The sequence below is a fragment of the Thermogemmatispora sp. genome, assembly GCF_042408735.1.
In the GTDB taxonomy this organism is placed as follows: Bacteria; Chloroflexota; Ktedonobacteria; order Ktedonobacterales; family Ktedonobacteraceae; genus Thermogemmatispora.
In genome coordinates, this window is sequence record NZ_JBHOQV010000150.1 from 63,578 (window position 1) to 82,927 (window position 19,350).

Sequence of the window (19,350 nt, forward strand, 5' to 3'; positions counted from 1 at the left end):
GGAAGAACAGAGTTGTAGCAGAGCGCTGGCACGTGGTTACGATGGTGCTGCTCTCAGTATAGCCAGTGAGGGGAGCAAGGTGTTACCCCCGAAGGAAGGGTCTTGTTCCCCCCCCTTTGGAGGGGGAAGTTGACAGGTGAGCAGGGCCGCTCGCTCAGAGCCAGCCCTGCTTGACGGCGACCATCACGGCCTCGGTACGGTTCTTGACTCCCAGGCGATGAAGGATCTCCTGAACGTAGCTCTTGACCGTGTTTTCGCTGAGGTAGAGCTTGGCGGCGATCTCGCGGCTGGAAAGGCCCTGGGCGATGAGGCGCAGAATGACCAGTTGCTGGGCGCTCAGCGGCTCCGGTGCCGGTTCCTGGCGTACCGACGTCCGGCGCAGGTGGGCCAGCACAGCTACTGCCGCCTTGGGGTCAATGGCCGCCTCGCCACGTGCCACCGCCCGAATCGAGCGTTTGAGATCGAAGCGCTCGATATCTTTGACAATATAGCCGCGCGCGCCCGCCTGCAGGCAATCGGCCACCAGTTGCTCATCGGTATAGGTGGTCACAATGATCACGCCGATCTGGGGATAGCGCTCGCAGACCTGGCGGCAGAGGGCGACGCCGCTGGCTCCAGGCAGGCGCACATCGAGCAGAATGATGTCCGGGCGCAGACGCTCGACCAGCTCTAGGGCCTGCTCGGCGGTGGCCGCCTCGCCCACGATCTCGAAATCCGGCTCCGAGACCAGCATGGCCTTGAGACCCTCGCGCACCATCTCGTGATCATCGACGATCAGTAAGCGAATCAAGAGGGATCACCGCCTTTACAATCAGGCCGCCTTCCTCACCGTTGACCAGCAGGAGCTGCCCACCACAGTCGCTGACCCGCTGCTGCATGCCGCGCAGTCCCAGGTGGGCCGGATTCTGACGATAGTTCTCCAGGATCTCCGGCGCCAGGCCGACCCCGTTATCCTGAACAACCAGCACGGCCTGGGTGCGCGTGACCTGCACTGTGACCACAACGGCGGTTGCCTGGGCATGACGCAGGACATTGGAAAGGGCCTCGCGCGCTACACTGAACAGGGCGTTCTCGACGGCCACCGGCGGCGCGCTTGCCCACTCGGCCACCACCAGATCGACATCGAGGCCAGCGGCGGATTCGCGCAGGTCGTGAATGAGGGCGTGCAGGCGACTGATAAGCCCGCCGTCCTGGGTCTGCGGTTCGCTGGAAGAGAGGGCAAAGATGGCATCACGTACCTGGGCTGTACCAAGCGAGGCAAGCTGCTTGATGGTACGCAGGGGCCGCTCTAGAGGCGATCCCGCCGGCAATTGCTCCAGAACCCAATCGGCCTTGAGACCGATTGTGAACAGGGTCTGCTGAACGCGGTCGTGCAGTTCCTGAGCGATGCGGCTGCGCTCGTCGGCCAGCATCTGACGCTTCTGGGCTTCGGTTAGCTCATGGTGCAGGGTCTGGAGATCGGTGGCTACCCGCGTCAGCTCCTGATTGCGCCGCTCCAGCTCGGCGGTGCGCTCGCGAACCTCCCGTTCGAGCCGGGCCGCCTGCTCTTCCATGGCTCGCCGCTCGCGAGCAATGAGCTGGGCGTTGTGAATGGCCACGGCGGCCTGGGCGCTGAGAGCCTCGATCAGCTCGACGTGGCGCGGCTTGAAGCGCCTGGGCTGAGTGTGCCCAATGAGAAACGCTCCCAGAATCGACCCCTCGCGCGTCCGCAGTTGGACGCCGAGAAAGCTGCGCACGGGAATGTGGCCACGAGGAATGCCGACGTAGCGTCGGTCGCTGACGACGTCGTCGACCAAAACTGAGGTGCCTTTCCAGAAGACGGGATGCAGCACACCGATGCCTTCAACCGGACCAACGTGGCGGAAGTGCTCTTCAACACCATGCTCGCCCGAGATGGCCGCCAGATGGAAGAGTCCTTTTTTGATGCGCCGCTCTGAGACTTCGCCCGTGAGTTCGGGAATGAGGAAAAAGGCGGCATATTCGGCGGCGGTCACCCGCCGGGCGGCATCGGTGATCATCTGGAGCAGGCGCTGAAGATCGAACTCCGAGGTGAGGGCAATGGCGATGCGGTTGAGCTGGGCCAGCTCTTCGGCCCGCTCCTGCAGGCTGGCGATCAGGTTCGTCCGGCTTTCGTCGCTGGTCTGTACCATAGCAGGCTTCTTCCCTGTGACGCGCAACTACCCAGGCCCGAGCAAGGACGTCTCTCCGTCTTCATTGACTTCTCATTATTATAGCAGCTCTCTCCGGCTCCTGCTCCGGGATACCTCTGAGCAGGCTGCAGCCCAAGGGAAAGGGAAAAGGAACCACCACCCCGCGCCTGCCTGTCTGCCTGCCTTCCTGTCACTGAGATTGTCTTCTAGAGCCAGCCTTTTTGACGGGCCAATTGCGCCGCTTCAATGCGGTTGCGCGCCCCCATCTTCTGGATGGCTACGGAGAGATAGTTGCGGACCGTTCCCTCGGAGAGGAAGAGCCGAGCCGCAATTTCGGCTATGCTCGCCCCCGGCAGGGCAGCCCGCAAGACCTCCCGCTCACGCTCGCTGAGAGGGTTGTCTCCCTCGCTGAGAGCCGCCATGGCCAGGGCCGGATCAACGATGCGCTCCCCGGCCAGCGCCCGCCTGATGGAGGTCGCTAGCTGGGTCGAAGGGGCATCTTTGAGAAGAAAACCTACCACGCCACTGGCCAGGGCCTGTTTGAGATAGCCAGGACGGCCAAAGGTGGTCAATATGAGGATGCGGCATTCCGGCAGTTGCCGATGGAGGGCCGCCGCAACCGTGAGGCCATCGCCTCCCGGCATCTCGATGTCTAAGAGCGCTACATCGGGTCGGGTCTCTAATGCCGCTGGCACGACCTCGTCGCCTCGCCCCACTTCGGCAACCACCTCGATGTCGCCCGCCAGACTGAGCAGCGCCGCCAGGGCCCCGCGTACCATGGCTTGATCTTCAGCCAGCAGGACTCGTATCATCGCTCGGTCCTCCCGTGACATCGGTTCGTCTCTCTGAGCGCTGCCGCGCTTCTTCAAGACCCCTGCCTCCAGAGACAGGGTCTTCTGTCGGCTCACGGCGACGCTTCGTCAGCGGTAAGGCCACCTCCAGGCGAAAGCCATCGCTGACCGGTCCCGCCTCGAACTGTCCTCCCAGCTCCAGGACCCGCTCGGCCAAACCTCGCAGGCCGTTGCCCGCCGCCGGCAAACCACCTTGAGGGGACTGCCCGCACCCATCGTTCTTGATCGTGATCCAGAGCATCTGCCCCCCTTGCTTGAAGCGAATGTAGCACTCGCGCGCCCGACTATGCCGGATGACGTTGGTCACGCCTTCGCGCACAATCCAGGAGCAGACAACTTCCAGCGCCGGCACCCTCACAGCCTCCAGAGCACGCTCGCCCTCGAACCGGTAGTGCACTCCCGCTACCTCTAGCAGCTCACGCGCGGCCCGTAGCTCATCGAGCAGCGCTGGCCGGCGATAGGCGCTCACAGCTTCACGCACCTCTTGCAAAGTAAAGCGGGCAACCTGCTCAATGTCGCGAATCTCCTGAGCCGCCCGCTCCGGCGCCTGATCAAGCAGACGACCAGCCAGCTCGCTCTTGAGGGCAATCAACGAAAGACTGTGGCCGAGCAGGTCGTGAAGATCACGCGCGATGCGTAGCCGCTCTGCAGTGGCTGCCAGGCGAGCAATTTCCAGGCGCGCGCTGCGCAGCCGCTGGCTGGTCCTGACAAAATGGCCGACAGCCGAGATGAGCGCGCCTATGATCCCGATGAAGAGCAGGGTCATGCCCAGAACGTTGAGCGAGTTATGGGCCAGCAGGGCGAGCAGGCTCGCCAGCAGAGCCAGCCCAGCAACAGCCAGCGCCGTTTGACGCACAGGCAGGCGCCCACCGCTGTAGCCGCTGATGTAGTAGAAGAGGTTGAACCAGCTATTCCCGCCGTTGAGCAGTACCAGCGGGATTGCCAGGAGGCTTAGCAGCCCCATAATCAGCCAGGCCCGCAAGAGACGCGGCTCAACGGGATTGGCCGTCGGCGGCGTGGAAGCCAGATAACGGGCATCACCCCAGCTTGCCCAGAGATAGACACTAAAAAAGCAAATTACTCCCGCTATTGATGCAAAAGCATCCAAAGGCCCTGGATGTGACAAAAGCTTTTGGAAGATGATCGGCAGGAAGAGAGGAACCCAGGCGACCCAGACGCTCCAGATGAGGTAAGGTGAAAGCCTCTCTACGGGCCAGAGCGGAAGTGTCTCCGGCCCAGGCTGCGGCTCTTCTGCAGCCATAAGGGGAGCTGCCTTCCGAAGAAATGGCCCGAGGATGTGCAAGCGGCGCGCCATACTTTTGCTCGTTTCTAGCGCAGACAGGCCGATGACTGGCAAGGCATCTTCCGTTGCCTTTTCCCAATGGGCGAATCGCTTTCCCCAGAGACCGTTGCTGCTGCGCTTCCAGCTTTTCCGCTCTCTGGGGGGAGTATAACCGCTCCGGCCGGGCATGTCCAGTACGGACAATCATCAGATTGGCATGACATTTGTCAGGCGATTTTGCTGATTACCTCCACTACTGCTGCGACTTCAATCGGCCTATACTCGGCACAAGAGCACGATCCACTGCTCCCTTCTCGCCTTCATCGAGTCGAGTTCAGCCCAACCGCAGGGGGCCCGGCATAGAGGGAGAGAGAAAGCCTGGCGGGCGGATGATCAGGCTCTCCGTCCTTTGCTTTTCTCCAGCCAGCAACGGTCAAGATCAGGAAAGGAAGAAGCCATATGAGGTCCAGCACTAATGCGACTCTGGCTTGCTCTACTGAGGTGGAACACCCCATCATTATGGCAGTAGAGCAGGTGACAAAGCATCTTCCCCTGGGACAGGAACGCGTCGAGATTTTAAAGGGGATCAGCTTCCAGGTTCGGCGCGGCGAGTTTGTGGCCATTGTGGGACCTTCAGGCTCCGGCAAGAGCACTTTGTTGGGGATCATCGCCGGGTTGGACAGTCCCAGCACTGGCCGCGTGTTGATCGAGGACCTGGATATAAGCCACATGAGCGAAAGCCGCCTGGCCAGGATCCGCAATCAGAAGATTGGCATGGTCTTTCAGGCTTTCAACCTTATTCCCACCCTGACGGCCCAGGAAAACGTCGAGGTCCCTCTCTACGTCGGCGAGCATAAAGGCTCACCCGCCGCCCGCGCGCGCGAGCTGCTGGGGCTGGTCGGCCTTTCGCACCGCGCCCATCACCGTCCCAACCAGCTTTCGGGCGGAGAACAGCAGCGCGTGGCCATTGCGCGCGCCCTGGCCAGCGACCCCGCCTTGATCATCGCCGACGAGCCTACCGGCAACCTCGATGCCCGCAACGGCGAGCACATCCTCAAGCTGATTTTGGAACTCCGTGAGCGGACCGGCAAAACCTTTATCATCGCGACCCATGATCCCGTGGTGGCCTCTCAGGCCGATCGGGCCATTCGTATCGTTGATGGCCTGCTTGGCGACATCGACTACTCGCAGCGCGTGATCACCCAGTAGCGCCCAGGGCGCAGAAAGGAAGAAGTGTCGTGAAAGCCACTCTCTACCTGCAATACACCTCACGCTCACTGCGGCGCGGCGGCCAGCGGACCCTGCTGGCCATCTGCTGCCTCACGGTTGGCGTCATGGCGATCGTCTCTCTGCAACTGGTCGGCTACATGCTTCAGAATTCGCTGGCGGGCAGCGCTCGCCTGGCCACCGGCGGCGACCTCGCCATCAACGCCCAGGGCGCTCCTCTGCGACAACAGGATCTTGCCTTCTTCGACCAACTCGAGCGGCAGGGCACCATCAGCGATTATACGGCCATCATCGGGGCCAGCGGGGCCTTCAGCAATATGACCTCAGCTACCCAGACTTTCCCCGTTGAGGCCGTCAATAGCAGCACCTTCCCTCTGGTGGGAGCACCCGACTTCGTCGCTCCCCCCTCGGCCACCCTGGCGAGCCTGCTCAGCGGGCAGCGGGTGGTCGTGACGCAGCAATTTCTCACGCTCTACCAGCGGCAGGTCGGCCAGAGCTTCCCGCTCTACCTCAAGACGCTCACCGGGACCGGCGAGACTCTTCAAGTCACCATCGCCGGCGTGATTGCCAACAGCGGGGCCTTCGCCCAGGCAGGCAATCTGATGCTCATCTCCCAGGCTGACTACCTGGCCGCCGCGCCAGCCAGACTGGCCTACTATACGCAGATCAACATCACCACCCCCGACCAGGCGCATAGCGATCAGGCCCTCAAAGCCATCACTGCGCGCTTCCCGCAGACCAGCACTCAGACGGCCAGCGATCTCTTCAGGGGTCAGCAGGCGACGATCGACGCCATCAGCCAGTTTCTGAAAATCGCCGGCTTGATCGCCCTGCTCATCGGCGGCGTGGGCATCGCCAATACGATGCAGGTGCTACTCTCACGGCGCCGCACCGAGATCGCCATGCTCAAGACCGCCGGCTACCAGCGCCAGGACCTCTACACGCTCTTCGGTCTGGAGGCGGGACTGCTCGGCCTCATTAGTGGCATAGCTGGGACGCTGAGCGCGCTGGGCCTCAGCTTCCTGGTGCGCCAGCTTCTGCAGCGCTTCGGAACAAGCGTTCCCTTCGTGATCGATGGCCGACTCCTCCTCGGTGGCGCCCTCATCGGCTGCGCCACAGCTTTGATCTTCGGTCTACTCCCGATCGCCCAGGCCGCCAGTATCCGCCCGCTGCAGGTGCTGCGCGAGATCTCAGAGCGCCATCCATCCGACCATATTATGACTTTTCTACTATCAATTCTACTCTCTATTCTCTTTTGCATGCTGACGACGGTCGTTCTGAGCAATAACCTCATACTAGGGATCCTGGTCACCTACGGCACCTTCGCCTTCTTACTGGTGCTGAGTGGCATCTTCAGCCTGCTTGTCCTGGCCATGAGCAAGCTGCCGGTTCCCGAGGGCCTGCACCCTGTCCAGCTTCTGCTGGTCTTGATCGGCGTGGCTCTCTCGTTGCTGCTCTTCAGAACCCTGCCGGTCTTCAGCGCCTTCCTGCTGCTCTTGTCGCTGCTGGGGCTGGTCATCCCCTGGCTGCCACGTCGCTGGAAGGTGACCATCAAGATGGCCCTGCGCAACATCGGCAGGCGGCGCACACGCACTGTTGCCACCATGCTGGCACTCTTCATTGGCGTGGCGGGCGTGGGCCTCGATATCGGTATGGGGCAGGACCTGCAGGCGCGCGTCACTGCGGTTCTGAACCAGCAGCAGCCGTATAACCTGGTGGTGACCACCAATGGGAGCGACCGCGCGATGCTCGCCGCTCACCTGCAGAGCATCAAAGGACTGAGCGCCAGCCGTCTGGATCTCTTTGCCCAGACGCTGCCCCTGCTCATCAATGGTCGTCCGGCGCGCATGCAGATGCCGGGCGGCGACTATGGTCAGCAGGTGAGCATCATGCTGGGCGGCATCGAGGGCTTCGACCTGACTCGCTATCGACCGACGCCGACGATCATCGCCGGGCGCAATCTCAACGCCAGCGATCGCGGGACCAACCATATTCTGATCAGCGCTATTATGACTCGTGTTGGCTGGGCCGGCCTGCATCTGAAGCCGGGCGATAGCGTCACCTTCGCCAGCCTGGACGACAAGAGCGTCAGAACGGCTACCATCGTTGGCGTCTTCTCGATCCCCGACAGCTACCAGACCCTGGGCAAGGTGCTGGCTCCCGATTCGCTGGTGACGGCCCTCAGTCCCGCCGGAGAGGGCCAGACCGCCATCTTCTACCTGCAAGTGCCCAGCTCACAGGTGGCGACGGCGCTTAAGCAGGTCGAGCGGCTAGCTCCCTCCGCCTCTGCCCAGAACCTCACCGATGGCGCCGCTTCCTTCTTGCAGCAGGTGCGCAGCTTCACCGATCTGCTGCTGGCCATCTCGCTGCTCTCGCTGCTGGCCGGGGTGATCATCGTCGCCAATTCGGTGGCCCTGGCCATGCTGGAGCGGCAGCGCGAAGTGGGCATTTTGAAGACGGTTGGCTACACCGCCAGGGGGATTCTTGGCCAGATCGTGCTTGAAAACGCTCTTGTCGGCGGCGTTGGAGCCTTCTGCGCCACCTTGCTGGCCGCCAGCGGCGTGGTCGCCTTCAGCAAGGTCTTCTTCAATAATAACCTGATCCTGAGCATGGAACCAGCGGTCACCATCGCCCTGATCGTCGGGCCTGTGCTGCTGGCCTGCGCTACGGCAACGCTGGTGGCCTGGAGGGCGGCGCGCGTACGACCTCTGATCGTGCTGCGCTATGAATAGCGCCTTGACCGCCCGCACAGGCGGGGTATATGCTCGCACCAATGGCCGGCAGGGCTGATCATCAGCTCCGCCGGCCATGCTGTATCAGCGCAACCCAGGCAGGCGCAGCGAGGGAGAGCAACCCATCTGTAAGAATGCCCTTGCAGCTCCGTTTATTAGACGTGTCACTAAGGCACTTACCTTCTTTCGCAAGGAGGAGCACTACCGATGCAATCCGGCGTAAAGTTCTGCCCGCAATGTGGCAGCCCGGTAACAGCCAACCAGAGTTTCTGTGCAATGTGCGGGACCCTCCTCCAGGCCACCCCAGCCCCACCCGGCAGAGGAGTCTCTTCTGAGGAGACGGCTCTTGATCCGCGCTCACCTGGAGGCCAGGAGGCCCTGCCTCCTCAGGCTGTGCGGGATGGCAAGACGATGCGCCAGGACGCCCCCGTATCGCCCACACCACCCCCTCCACAGGCAGCCCAACCTCAGCCACCACCGACTCCGGCCCCCTCGGCAGGGCCTCCACCCACCTTCACTCCCCCGCCGCCGGGCGGTCCCTCGATTTTCCAGCAGCCGCCAGGGCCGGGTCCAGGCTACCGGCAGCCGCTGGGACCTCCCCCAGCCGCTGCGCCGCCAGGCGTACCAGCCTACGCGCAACCGCAAAAAGGCTCAACCGGTCGAGTGTTGGCGGGAATCGGCTGCACCACCCTGATCATCGTCCTGGTGATCCTGGCCATCTGCGGCGGCCTGAGCTACGGGACCTATCTCTTTCTGCACAACCTTGCCAGCCGCGCGGAGCAGAGCACCTCGGCCAGCCAGATCACCAGCCAGGGCGAGTCCCCCAGCGGTACGGCTACCAGGATGCCAGCGCGCACGTTCCCCATCAATGCCACGCTGATCTACTCCTCTATCACTATTACAGTCCTGGACGCGCAACTGGCCAGTGGCTTCCCGGATGATCCCCAGGCGAGCACCAGCTCAGCGCTCCTGCGCCTGCAACTCAAGGAGGCCAATCAAACAACCGATTTTGTCTCCTATGATTACAACCAGGTTGCTCGTCTGATCCTCCCCGACAAGAGCAGCGTTGCCCCCGACGATCTGCAGTACGCGAGTCCGCCGCAGCCCAACTCGACGCGCACCAACTGGCTGGACTTCCCTGTTCCGGCCACACTGGATGTAAGCCGCACGGTGCTGCGTCTGGGAGCCTCGACCGAGGCCCAGATGGATATCCCGCTCCAGAACAATCCTAACCTCACGGGGTACCAGCCCACAACCACGAGGCCCTCCAATGCTCAAACCACCTACGCTGGTCTCAAATGGACTATCACCTCGACCCTGGTAAGCTGGAGCACCAGCGGTAAACAGGCCGCGAATGGAAAGCGTTTCCTCACGCTGAGCTTCCGCATCGACAATCCATCGAGCCGGGATGTGGGCTTTAACGTCGATGATTTCATGCGCCTGCAGATAGGCAGCGATCGCTACCCCCCCACGGCCAACACTTTCACGGGGATCGTCAAGGCAGGTACGACAGACTACACCGGTACGGTCACCTTCTCTATACCGGCGGGCACTACCTCCTGTAGCGTGATCCTGCTGCACACCGACCTGATCTCCGACTCCGAGGAGACGCAGATTCCCTTGCAACTTCGCTAGGCCAGATCAGGGAAAGTCAGCCGCCCGCACCTGGCTGAGAGAGAGGGGGCCAGGCAGAACAGACGAGGAGCCACCACGAGCAACAGCTTGTGAGCCAGGCCACCTCTCACCGCAGCAGGAGAGCCGGTGAGCAGATGCGGCAGAAGATAGCTTTAAGATAGGGAGTTCCAGGTATGGCCAGACTGAGGAGATGGTCGCAGGTCTGGGTCTGGACCTCCGCGCTCCTCGAGCGCCAGCCCCCACGGTGCCCAGCCTGGTCTGACTATCGTTAGGCAAGAGCAGATCCCGCCCCTCATCTCTACAAGCAGCAGCCCAACCAGGACAGACCAATCACCTTTTGTTAGCGGAGGTACGGCCCACCAGCCTGAGCGCACCTGGTCGGGTCGTGATCCCCCAGCAGCCCCCGCAAGTCGAGCTGACGCCGCAGCCCGATCCGCATTCCCAGACAGCGCTCGCCCGCTTCGCAGCGCTACTATTTACCTCGTAGCAACGGCCAGAATATAGCAGCGCTGCCGGCAACCAGAAGAGCCATACTCTCTGTACCCGGACACCTGCAGCCTCGGGCCCCTCTAGCATGCCGCGTTGAGCCAGGCCAACAATCAGACAAGCCCACCAGCACTGGCGCGAGTGCTTCTAACCCTTGTCAGAGGATCCCGAGAAGCAGCCGGAGCAGCGGGTCCCCGGGAGCAGCGACGGGAAGACGCCTTCATCCTTTTCTCTTCACAGAAAGAGCTAAGGCATCATCAGCAAAGCGACGGAGCAAGGAGACGAAAGTCTGCCAGTCCTCGGGATCCCACCTGGCAACGATCGGCTGCACTAGCCTCTCGCGGGCCGCCTCCAGGGCCTGGACAATCGCCAGCCCCTCTCTGGTAATCGTCACCTTGTGTTCCCTGCGATCACCAGTAGCAGCCTGGCGTGTCACCAGTCCCAAGCGCGCCATCGCAGCAACCTGGCGACTCACGGTGCTGTGATGGCGCCCGACCAGCCCCGCCAGCTCCACAATGCCAATCGTGCCTTTACGACCAATCGCGACCAGCAAGGGAAGCAAGGCTCGATCAAGGGAAACACCCGCCTCCCGCAGCAGGACGCTATCGCGTTGGGGTTGGTTCAACAGCCCGATAAGGTCAAAAAGGGCTTCGTAGAACTGATGAATGGTCGGCTCCATATGGGTGCAGTATACACGGGCCGGCTGGACCTGTCCAGGCTCTTTCTGCTATACTAGATGCGTGCAAAATACACATATCTAACGGAAGCCGAGAGGTCAGAAAGAGGAGAAGACCATGAAAGCCGCCATTGTCTTGCAGTCGGGCCAGGCGCCTGTCTACGGCGATTTTCCCGAGCCAACGTCCGCTGAGGGGGAGCACTTGATCACCGTGACCGCTGCCTCGCTGAGCCATGTGACCAGGAGCCGGGCATCGGGAACACACTACAGCAGCGCCAGCAATCAATTTCCCTTTGTAGCCGGTGTCGATGGCGTCGGAAGGCTCGCCTCTGGTCGCCGTGTCTACTTTGCCCTGCCCACGGTCCCCTTCGGAAGCCTGGCCGAGCGAACGAGGGTGAAAGTCTCTCACTGTTTGAGCGTGCCTGATGAGCTGGACGATGTGACCGCCGCGGCGCTTGCCATCCCTGGAATGTCCTCCTGGGCAGCGCTGGTGGAGACCGCGAGGTTTCAGGCAGGTGAAACGGTCATGGTCAACGGCGCGACCGGCATCTCTGGCCGTCTGGCGGTTCAGATTGCCAGCTACCTGGGAGCCAGGAAAGTGATTGCCACGGGGCGCAATCGCGCGGTCCTGCGCTCCCTGCTCTCCTTGGGAGCTGACCTTACCATCCCCCTTGATCAGGACGGGGAGGCGCTGGAACAAGCCTTTCTCTCCGCATTTCACGAGGGAGTCGATATCGTGCTCGACTATCTCTGGGGACCAAGTATGGAGCGGTTGCTCGTGGCGGCGGCCAAGGCGGGGAAAGAGGGGGTTCCGACCCGCTGCATTCACATTGGTGGGATTTCCGCGGCCACCATCTCCCTGCCGGGCCAGATCCTGCGGGCCTCCGCTCTCCAACTGATGGGAAGTGGCATTGGCAGCCTTCCTTTCGACCGCCTCCTAAAGGCGATCGACAGCGTGTTGCAAGCAGCAGCGCGAGGAAAGTTGCAGATCGCGACTACCACCGTTCCTCTCTCGAAGATCGCAGACGCTTGGTCCGCAGACATCTCTCGGTCCCGTCCAGTGATTGAGATTTGAGGGGGTCCCCAGCGAGTGAATTGTTCCTGACCGCCGACAGCAACCCACGCGCCAAGGGCCCGGCTGCCCCATCAGGCAAGGCCGGCCGATCTCGTGACCAAATCGGGGCGAAGGCAGGCATCTTCTCGCTTTGCCTCGCCGCGGCGTTGTTCGCAACCAGGGAGGGCATGCCCTCCCTCCCTGGCAGGTCCTCAGCCAGCTCGGACAACGCTCCACCTGATTGACGACCGCTTCTCTTGCTAGAGCAAACGGCAAAACATGGCTTTGAGATAGAGGGTCTCGGGCATAGCCAGCCTGAGGGGATGGTCACAGCTATGGGTCAGAACCTCTAAAACCTGGACCTCGCGCTCAAGGGCGCGCGCCGCCAGCGAGAGCGTCCCAGACAGATCATCGAGTCCAATCGCTCCCGAGCAAGAGCAGCTCAGCAAGATCCCACCAGGCCGCAGTACGCTCATGCCGAGCAGATTCAGACGACGATAGGCCCGCAGGGCCTGGGACCTTGCCGTCTGGCTACGCGCAAAGGCCGGCGGATCAAGGACCACAATGTCGAAGCGCTCGCCGCGCCCACGCGCCTCTTCTAGATAGGCAAAGACATCGGAGACAATGAACCGATGGCGCCCGGCCTCCAGGCCGTTGAGAGCGAAGTGACGTTGGGCCGCCGTCATGGCCGGCTGCGAGCTATCAACGCTGGTAACTTGCACCCGCCGATCAGCCAGGGCCGCCACCAGCGAGAAGCCACCGGTATAGGAGAAGCAGTTGAGCACACGCGCCATCCCTTCGGGTGGGAGGTCCGTGGTCACGGCCCGCACATACTTGGCCAGCGCGGCCCGCTTGTCGCGCTGATCCAGAAAAAAGCCGGTCTTTTGGCCGTGCCAGGGATCGATCAGATAGCGCACGCCGTTCTCCCGTCCCTCCACCTCTGGCGGCACCTCGCCAGCCAGCAGGCGCGGCTCCTCCAGGGATAGCCCTTCGCGGCGCCGGGCCTGACTATCGTTGCGCAAGAGCAGGCCACGTGCGCCCGTCTCCAGCAGCAGTGGCTCCACCAGCAGAGGCAGGAGACGCTCCATGCCGAGTGTATGGACCTGAGCCACCAGCACCTCGGCGTAGCGATCGACGATCAGGCCAGGCAAGCCGTCGCCCTCAGAATGGATCAGCCGGTAGATGTTGGTCACAGCAGGGTCAAAGACGCGGCGCAGCTCCAGAGCCTGGCGGATGCGTCGGCGCAGGAAGGAGGCATCGATCGGCTCCTCGCGACGCGTCAACAGACGAATGGCAATATCGGTGCGAGGATGATAATAACCACGCCCGAGGAACTGCCCCGAGGCCGAGCGCACTTCCACCAGCCCTCCTGGTTCGACCTCGCGTGGTACCTGCTGCAAGGCTCCCGAGAAGACCCAGAGATGGCCGTTGAGCAGCGGCTCCTCGCGCTGCGGTTTCAAACGTACCTGTGGATAAAGCGAAGACATCGCAGACACTGGCCAGCCAGCCGTAATGGCGACGGCATCCTCCCCCGCCGCGCTTTCCCAGCCTGCCTGCCAACGCAGAGGGCCGGGAAAGACAGCGGCTTTACTCGTCGGCCATTATAGCATACGGGTCATCGGCGACAAGGGCAGCCGTCCCTTCGTCCCGAAACCAGGCCAGCAGCTCACGGAGGTGGACCACCGCCCCGACAACGACGACCGCTGGGGCGCGCACGCCGGCCTCCGCGGCCCGTGCAGCTATCTCGGCCAGGCTGGCCTGAACACAGCGCTGCTGCGGTAACGTTCCCCACTCCACAACCAGAGCCGGCGTCGCCGCGTCCAGCCCCCCAGCCAGCAGCCCGGCCACGATCTGCGGCAACGTCTTCACCCCCATCAAAATCACCAGCGTTCCCCCCGCACGCGCCAGGGCCTGCCAATCCACGGCGCTCGCCCCAGTGCCTCGCTCCCTGTGCCCGGTCACGATCGTCACCGACGAAGCCAGGCCGCGGTGGGTCACGGGAACCCCAGCGTAGGCCGGCACGGCCAGGGCCGCACTGACGCCCGGAACCACTTCGAAAGGAATACCGGCCTGGGCCAGGGCCTCCGCCTCCTCGCCACCGCGTCCGAAGACAAAGGGATCGCCGCCCTTCAGGCGCACCACCAGGCGTCCCTGACGCGCGTGCTCAACCAAGAGACGATTGATCTCCGCCTGGGGCAGCTGATGGCAGCCTGGCCTCTTCCCGGCGAAGATCAGCTCGGCATCGGCCCGGGCCTCCGCCAGGAGCTGGGGAGCAATCAACCGATCATAGATCACGACATCGGCGGCCCGTAAGCAGCGCAGGCCCTTGAGCGTAATCAAGTCGGGCGCCCCCGGACCGGCCCCCACCAGATAAACCTTGCCGCCCTCAAGGGGAGCGCCTTCCTGCTCCAGATCCTTGCTCATCCATCTCCCTCCTCTAGGAGGCCAGTGAACGCTCATCGGCGGCACTGGCGCCAGCCTCGGCCTCGCCGACAGATGGAGGCACCGTCACGCCATACTTGCCCAGCAGCTCCGCCGTCAGAGCGCGGGCCTCTGCTTCGGCGCCGGCCTCCAGATGGGCCAGCACCGCCGAGCGGTAGAACTCCTGAAAAAAGGCATCGCGCTGCTCATAGGCGACGCCCTGGGTCCGCAGCAAGGCCCGGGCCTCCGCAGCCAGGCGCAGCAAGGCCCCGTAAGCGTGAGAAAAATGCTGCTCCAGCTCCTGACGGATCAACTTTGCCAGACCGGGACTGACCCCTTCGGTCGAGACCGCCACCGTCAGCGGATCGCGGCGCAGGATCGAGGGCGTAATGAAATTGCAGCGCTCAGGCAGATCCACGATATTGAGCAACTGTCCGCGCTCCTGCGCCTCGCGCCAGACAGCTTCCACCAGTGTTGGCTCGCGCGTCGTAGCGATTACCACAAACGCCCCCTCCAGGTCGCCGGGTCGATAAGGGCGAGGGCGCAGCTCCAACTGCTCGCCCAGCTCGCGGGCCACCCGTTCCAGCTCCGCGCACCATTCGGGAGCAATGACACAGACGCGGGCACCACAGGCGGCGAAGGTCTGGGCCCGCTCCGCCGCCAGCCGGTCGCCCCCAATCACCACCACCCGCCGACCGCGCACATCCAACATAATCGGGTAATAGTTCGGCATCTCTCTTGCCGTCCCTCTCTCAGCTCTCTCGCTCGCTCACTCAACACAGATCGGCCATCCCAGCGGCCAGCCCTCGCCAGGCGGCCACCAGTCATCGGCCCCGCTCAAGGCGCTCATAAAGGGCGCGCCCGCCTCTTGGGAAAGAGCAGCGGGCGCACAGGTCAGGCCATCAATGTAAGCCGCTCAACTCACGTTCGCCGAGCGACTGAACGCGCTGGCGCAGATACTCCACCCCGACCCGCTGACAGTAGTCACCGAAGGTCTCGCCAGGCGCACGCTCAGCACGCCAGAGCAACAGCAGCGGGCGAATCGTAGCCGGAATCTCCCGCAAAGGGACCGAGGCAGCATAGAGGGTCGTCAGGCGCGTATTCTCCCAGTCGCCGCCGACGTAGATATTGTAGAGATCCTTGGAGCGGCCCACGAAGCCAATATCGCCCATATAGGGGCGAGCGCAACCGTTGGGGCAGCCGCTCATCCGCAGGCTGAGACGCTCGCCGGCCAGGCCCAGCTCCTCCAACTGGCGCCCAATCTCACGGACCACACCCGGCAGAGCGCGCTCGGCCTCAGCCACCGCCAGGCCACAGGTCGGCAAGGCCGGGCAGGCCATCGCATAACGCTTCACCCCCAACCTGGCAGGATCGGTCTCAATGCCATGCTCGCGCAACAGGGCCTCCAGCGGCTCACGCTGCTCCGCCGTCAGATCGGTCAGCAGGATATTCTGCTGTCCGGTTAAACGAATGCCGGGACGGAAGGTCTCGATAGCTCGCCGCAGGCCCGTGCGTAGCTGGCAGGTCTCGGTATCGCGCACGCGCCCGTTCTCCACGTAGACCCCCAGAAACCAGCGCCCATCGCCCTGCTCGTGCCAGCCCAGGTGATCATCGACTCCCTCCCAGCGCAGCGGATGCGGATCGGCCACCGCATGGCCCAGGCGCCGCTCCAGCTCAGCCCGGAACCACTCGATACCGCGCTCCTCGACCACATACTTCATGCGCGCGTGTTTGCGATTCTGCCGGTCGCCATAGTCGCGCTGGATGGTCACGATCGTCTCCACCACCGGCAGCGTCTCAGCCGCAGGCACGAAGCAGAGGGGAGTGCCCAGGCGCGGGAACGTCTCGGCCTTGCCGTGGGTCATGCCCATGCCGCCCCCAACCAGGACCGTAAAGCCAGCCAGCTCGCCGCCATCGTCCAGCTCGGCCACCAGTCCGATGTCCTGGGTATAGACATCGATACAGTTATCGCCCGGGAAGGCCACGCCGATCTTGAACTTGCGCGGCAAATAGGTCGGGCCATAGATCGGCTCTACCACCTCGTCGTCCGGCGTACCCACCGTCTGGACATGCTGTCCGTCGATCCAGATCTCGTGATAGGCCCGGCTGCGCGGCGCCAGATGACGGGCGATCTGCCGCGCCACCTCTTGCACCTGCGCCTGGGCCCGATTGCGCGCCGGCGCCGGACAGGCCATCACGTTGCGGTTCACATCGCCACAGGCCGCCAACGTCGAGAGCAAGGCCTCGTTGATGGCGCGGATCGTGGCGCGCAGATTGTGCTTCAAGACGCCATGCAGCTGAATGCCCTGGCGCGTCGTGAAGCGTAGGGTTCCATTGGCATAGCGGCCCGCCAGATCATCTTCGACCAGATATTGCTCGGCGGTCAATGCGCCCCCCGGAATACGCGAGCGGACCATGAACTGATAAGCCTTCTCCTCACCCGCGGCCTTACGCGCCTGGCGCAGGTCACGGTTCTCCTGCTGATAAATACCGTGAAACTTGATGAGCTGAACCTGCGCCTCGCTGAAGTGCGTGCTGTCCTGAGCCAGCTCTTCGGCGATCTCTCCGCGCAGATAGCGGCTCTCGGCCTTGATGCGCTCTACCTTGCTGCCGCCGCCGACTCCCAGGCCCAGGAGATTGCTGCCAGCGGAAGAAGGGGTCTGATGCTCTTGCTCGGTCGCCATACCTCAGTCCTCAAAGTTGACATAATGGATCAACTATAGAAACTATTAATTAACATACGATACAGAGCACTGTTTGTCAATAGGCGCACCAGAGCAACGGCGCGGGGGGCCAGGGAAGGGCGCGGCCCGAGGGGAGCTGGCGGCGGCGGCAGCGAAGCCAGAGAGGGCCAGGTCAGGCGAGACCATACGCGCGCCTCAGAGCGCAGCGCGATACATGGCGCTGGAACAAACAACAAGCGGGCCACCGGGGAGGTCCCCAGTGACCCGCGTACAGAGGCAGCCCATCTTGGGTACGGCGTCCTGCCGCAGCAGCAAGGAGGCGACCTCGTCCTTCCTGCCAGCTGGTCGGCTGAGTACTGACGCTGACGCTCGCAGAGCGAGCAAGCGAGCGAGTGAGTAAGCGGGGGAGGAGCAACGGACTCAAGCAGTGGGAGGCTCCGTTTGCTCCTCTTTCTCTCCAGCTACTACCGATCGAACGCCCGCCGGTGCGCTCGCTTACTCGTCGGTCTTCTTCTGCAACTGGATGGCGGCGATTACCGGCTGCGTGCAGCGATCGCGCTCAGCCAGACGCTGTTCTGCCTTATAAAGATTATAAGCGCTATTGATAAGAGCGATATGAGTAAAAGCCTGGGGATAATTGCCCAGAGCCACACGATTGCGCGAATCGATCTCTTCCGAGAAGAGGCCGAGATTCCCGCCGTAAGTCAGCAAGCGTTCGAAGAGCGAGCGCGCCTCATCGAGGCGGCCCTGCATGGCCAGATTATCGATCAGCCAGCAGGTACAGATCGTAAACGTACCCTCCTGGCCGGGCAAGCCGTCCTCCGACAGGTAGCGGTAGACGAAGCCATGCTCGTCCGTGAGCTGCTCCATAATGCGATCGACTGTTGAGCGCATCCGGGGATCGTCGGCAGGGATGAAGCCGATCAGCGGCAGGAGCAGATTGGAGGCATCAAGGGCCGTGCTCGCATATGATTGGGTGAACGCACCGATCTCGGTATTATAGCCGTGGGCCAGCACATCCGCCCGAATCTGATCGCGCACGCGGTACCAGCGCAGGAGATCAGCCTCCAGATGGAGCTGCTCAGCGGCGCGGATGCCGCGGTCCAGCGCGACCCAACACATGACCTTCGAATACACATAGTGGCGGGGCTCGCCACGCATCTCCCAGATGCCGCGGTCCGGCTCATGCCAGTGGGCGCAGACGTAGTCGACCAGTGAGCGCAGCATTTCCCACAGGGGGCCTTCCAGCTTCTCGCCGTAGCGTTCGAAGCCACCGCGGCGGCGGTAGAGATGGATGCAATCCAGGATCTCGCCGAAGACATCCATCTGCTTCTGATCGGCAGCGGCGTTGCCGATGCGCACCGGGCGCGAGCCACAATAGCCCTCCAAATGTGGCAGCTCCCGCTCCGGCAGCTCGCGCTCGCCACGGATGCCGTACATCACCTGCAGGTCCTCGCCGTTAGAATACGACAGGCGGCGCAGCCAGTAGGTAAAGGCGCGGGCCTCATCGGTAAAGCCGAGCACCAGCAGGGCATAGAGCGTAAAGGCGGCATCGCGCAGCCAGGTAAAGCGATATTCCCAGTTGCGCACGCCCCCGATCTCCTCTGGCAGCGACGTTGTGGGCGCGGCCACCAGGGCCCCAGTCGGCGCATAGGTCATCATCTTCAGCACAAGGGCGCTGCGTCGAACCCATTCGGCATATGGGCCATCGTAGTTGATCCCCGAGATCCAGCGTCGCCAGCAATGCAACGTATGGGCCAGCTCCGCGGTAAAATCGCGCTGGAGCAGCTCCTGCTCCACCAGCTTCCGTGCCGCGCGCAGGCTGCGCCCCATACCGATCGCAAAGATCAGCCGCTCGCCCTCGCGCAGTGTGGCTTGCACCACCAGAGCGGGATGGAGCGCCTCCGGCTCCTCCCCCTCGTCCGGCACGATCTCCAGAGAGAAGCCCGGCAGCCGATAGGCCCCAATGATCGCCAGCCCAATATGCTGTTGGCCATCCGAGATCACCGCCCCCGTAGCGTTGGGCAGCAGCTCGATCTGGCTTGTTGTCGCTCCATAGTTGGGCGTCGCCTTCAGGGTTACCGTAATCGGCAGCTCTCCATGCGTACATTCCACAATGCGCACCAGGCTATGGCACGAGCCGTCCTCATAC

14 protein-coding genes are annotated in these 19,350 nt (G+C 63.0%); 4 read left to right on the forward strand and 10 right to left on the reverse strand.

The annotated features are described in order from the left end of the window. Window positions 1–154 precede the first annotated feature (154 nt). The 4 genes from ACFMO7_RS16675 to ACFMO7_RS16690 form a co-directional block, all read right to left on the reverse strand. On the reverse strand, window positions 155–790 hold the full coding sequence (locus ACFMO7_RS16675; RefSeq protein ID WP_376796614.1) for a response regulator: 636 nt from the start codon (window positions 788–790) through the stop codon (window positions 155–157). Then, window positions 765–2,150 (reverse strand): GAF domain-containing protein, encoded by a 1,386-nt coding sequence (locus tag ACFMO7_RS16680; RefSeq protein ID WP_376796615.1) that lies wholly within the window; start codon window positions 2,148–2,150, stop codon window positions 765–767. The genes ACFMO7_RS16675 and ACFMO7_RS16680 overlap by 26 nt, the downstream gene beginning before the upstream one ends. 206 nt (window positions 2,151–2,356) lie before the next feature. Continuing rightward, window positions 2,357–2,962: a response regulator gene (locus ACFMO7_RS16685; protein ID WP_376796616.1), complete on the reverse strand. Its 606-nt coding sequence runs from the start codon at window positions 2,960–2,962 to the stop codon at window positions 2,357–2,359. Further along, window positions 2,940–4,262, reverse strand: a complete 1,323-nt coding sequence (locus ACFMO7_RS16690; protein ID WP_376796617.1) for a sensor histidine kinase — start codon at window positions 4,260–4,262, stop codon at window positions 2,940–2,942. Before ACFMO7_RS16690 ends, ACFMO7_RS16685 begins: the two co-directional genes overlap by 23 nt. A 480-nt stretch (window positions 4,263–4,742) precedes the next feature. On the opposite strand from ACFMO7_RS16690, the gene ACFMO7_RS16695 reads away from it, so the two are divergent. The 3 genes from ACFMO7_RS16695 (at window position 4,743) to ACFMO7_RS16705 (ending at window position 9,877) form a co-directional block, all read left to right on the forward strand. Continuing rightward, window positions 4,743–5,492, forward strand: coding sequence for an ABC transporter ATP-binding protein (locus ACFMO7_RS16695; protein WP_376796618.1), 750 nt, complete (start codon window positions 4,743–4,745; stop codon window positions 5,490–5,492). 29 nt (window positions 5,493–5,521) lie between these two features. Further along, window positions 5,522–8,242: an ABC transporter permease gene (locus ACFMO7_RS16700; protein WP_376796619.1), complete on the forward strand. Its 2,721-nt coding sequence runs from the start codon at window positions 5,522–5,524 to the stop codon at window positions 8,240–8,242. Between the two features lie 207 nt (window positions 8,243–8,449). Continuing rightward, window positions 8,450–9,877 carry a zinc ribbon domain-containing protein gene (locus ACFMO7_RS16705; RefSeq protein WP_376796620.1) on the forward strand — a complete coding sequence of 476 codons (1,428 nt, stop codon included), beginning with the start codon at window positions 8,450–8,452 and terminating at the stop codon, window positions 9,875–9,877. 706 nt (window positions 9,878–10,583) lie between these two features. On the opposite strand, the gene ACFMO7_RS16710 is transcribed toward ACFMO7_RS16705, so the two are convergent. After that, on the reverse strand, window positions 10,584–11,042 hold the full coding sequence (locus ACFMO7_RS16710; protein WP_376796621.1) for a MarR family winged helix-turn-helix transcriptional regulator: 459 nt from the start codon (window positions 11,040–11,042) through the stop codon (window positions 10,584–10,586). 115 nt (window positions 11,043–11,157) lie between these two features. Between ACFMO7_RS16710 and ACFMO7_RS16715 the strand changes: the two genes are divergently transcribed. Further along, the gene (locus tag ACFMO7_RS16715; RefSeq protein WP_376796622.1) at window positions 11,158–12,114 is read left to right on the forward strand and encodes a zinc-binding alcohol dehydrogenase family protein; all 957 of its coding nucleotides are present in this window, start codon (window positions 11,158–11,160) and stop codon (window positions 12,112–12,114) included. Window positions 12,115–12,353: 239 nt separating this feature from the next. Here the strand turns inward: ACFMO7_RS16715 and ACFMO7_RS16720 are convergent, their stop codons facing one another. From ACFMO7_RS16720 to ACFMO7_RS16740, 5 genes are all read right to left on the reverse strand, one after another. Beyond that, complete coding sequence (locus tag ACFMO7_RS16720) at window positions 12,354–13,553, reverse strand: class I SAM-dependent rRNA methyltransferase (RefSeq protein ID WP_376796623.1); 1,200 nt, start codon at window positions 13,551–13,553, stop codon at window positions 12,354–12,356. Window positions 13,554–13,680: 127 nt separating this feature from the next. Then, complete coding sequence (gene cobA, locus ACFMO7_RS16725) at window positions 13,681–14,517, reverse strand: uroporphyrinogen-III C-methyltransferase (RefSeq protein ID WP_376796624.1); 837 nt, start codon at window positions 14,515–14,517, stop codon at window positions 13,681–13,683. A 13-nt stretch (window positions 14,518–14,530) separates the two neighbouring features. Beyond that, a complete protein-coding gene (locus tag ACFMO7_RS16730) occupies window positions 14,531–15,247 on the reverse strand; it encodes a bifunctional precorrin-2 dehydrogenase/sirohydrochlorin ferrochelatase (RefSeq protein ID WP_376796625.1) in 717 nt (238 codons plus the stop codon). Window positions 15,248–15,416: 169 nt separating this feature from the next. Beyond that, window positions 15,417–17,198 (reverse strand): NADPH-dependent assimilatory sulfite reductase hemoprotein subunit, encoded by a 1,782-nt coding sequence (locus ACFMO7_RS16735; RefSeq protein WP_376796626.1) that lies wholly within the window; start codon window positions 17,196–17,198, stop codon window positions 15,417–15,419. Window positions 17,199–17,693: 495 nt separating this feature from the next. Then, on the reverse strand, window positions 17,694–19,350 hold a 1,657-nt coding region (locus ACFMO7_RS16740), incomplete at its 5' end, for a glycoside hydrolase family 15 protein (protein ID WP_376796627.1).

Coding starts and splice junctions, on each gene's coding strand:
- ACFMO7_RS16730 (WP_376796625.1), bottom strand. CDS start 15,247: ATGCCGAACTATTACCCGATTATGTTGGATGTGCGCGGTCGGCGGGTG.
- ACFMO7_RS16695 (WP_376796618.1), top strand. CDS start 4,743: ATGAGGTCCAGCACTAATGCGACTCTGGCTTGCTCTACTGAGGTGGAA.
- cobA (WP_376796624.1), bottom strand. CDS start 14,517: ATGAGCAAGGATCTGGAGCAGGAAGGCGCTCCCCTTGAGGGCGGCAAG.
- ACFMO7_RS16715 (WP_376796622.1), top strand. CDS start 11,158: ATGAAAGCCGCCATTGTCTTGCAGTCGGGCCAGGCGCCTGTCTACGGC.
- ACFMO7_RS16705 (WP_376796620.1), top strand. CDS start 8,450: ATGCAATCCGGCGTAAAGTTCTGCCCGCAATGTGGCAGCCCGGTAACA.
- ACFMO7_RS16735 (WP_376796626.1), bottom strand. CDS start 17,198: ATGGCGACCGAGCAAGAGCATCAGACCCCTTCTTCCGCTGGCAGCAAT.
- ACFMO7_RS16685 (WP_376796616.1), bottom strand. CDS start 2,962: ATGATACGAGTCCTGCTGGCTGAAGATCAAGCCATGGTACGCGGGGCC.
- ACFMO7_RS16710 (WP_376796621.1), bottom strand. CDS start 11,042: ATGGAGCCGACCATTCATCAGTTCTACGAAGCCCTTTTTGACCTTATC.
- ACFMO7_RS16680 (WP_376796615.1), bottom strand. CDS start 2,150: ATGGTACAGACCAGCGACGAAAGCCGGACGAACCTGATCGCCAGCCTG.
- ACFMO7_RS16690 (WP_376796617.1), bottom strand. CDS start 4,262: ATGGCTGCAGAAGAGCCGCAGCCTGGGCCGGAGACACTTCCGCTCTGG.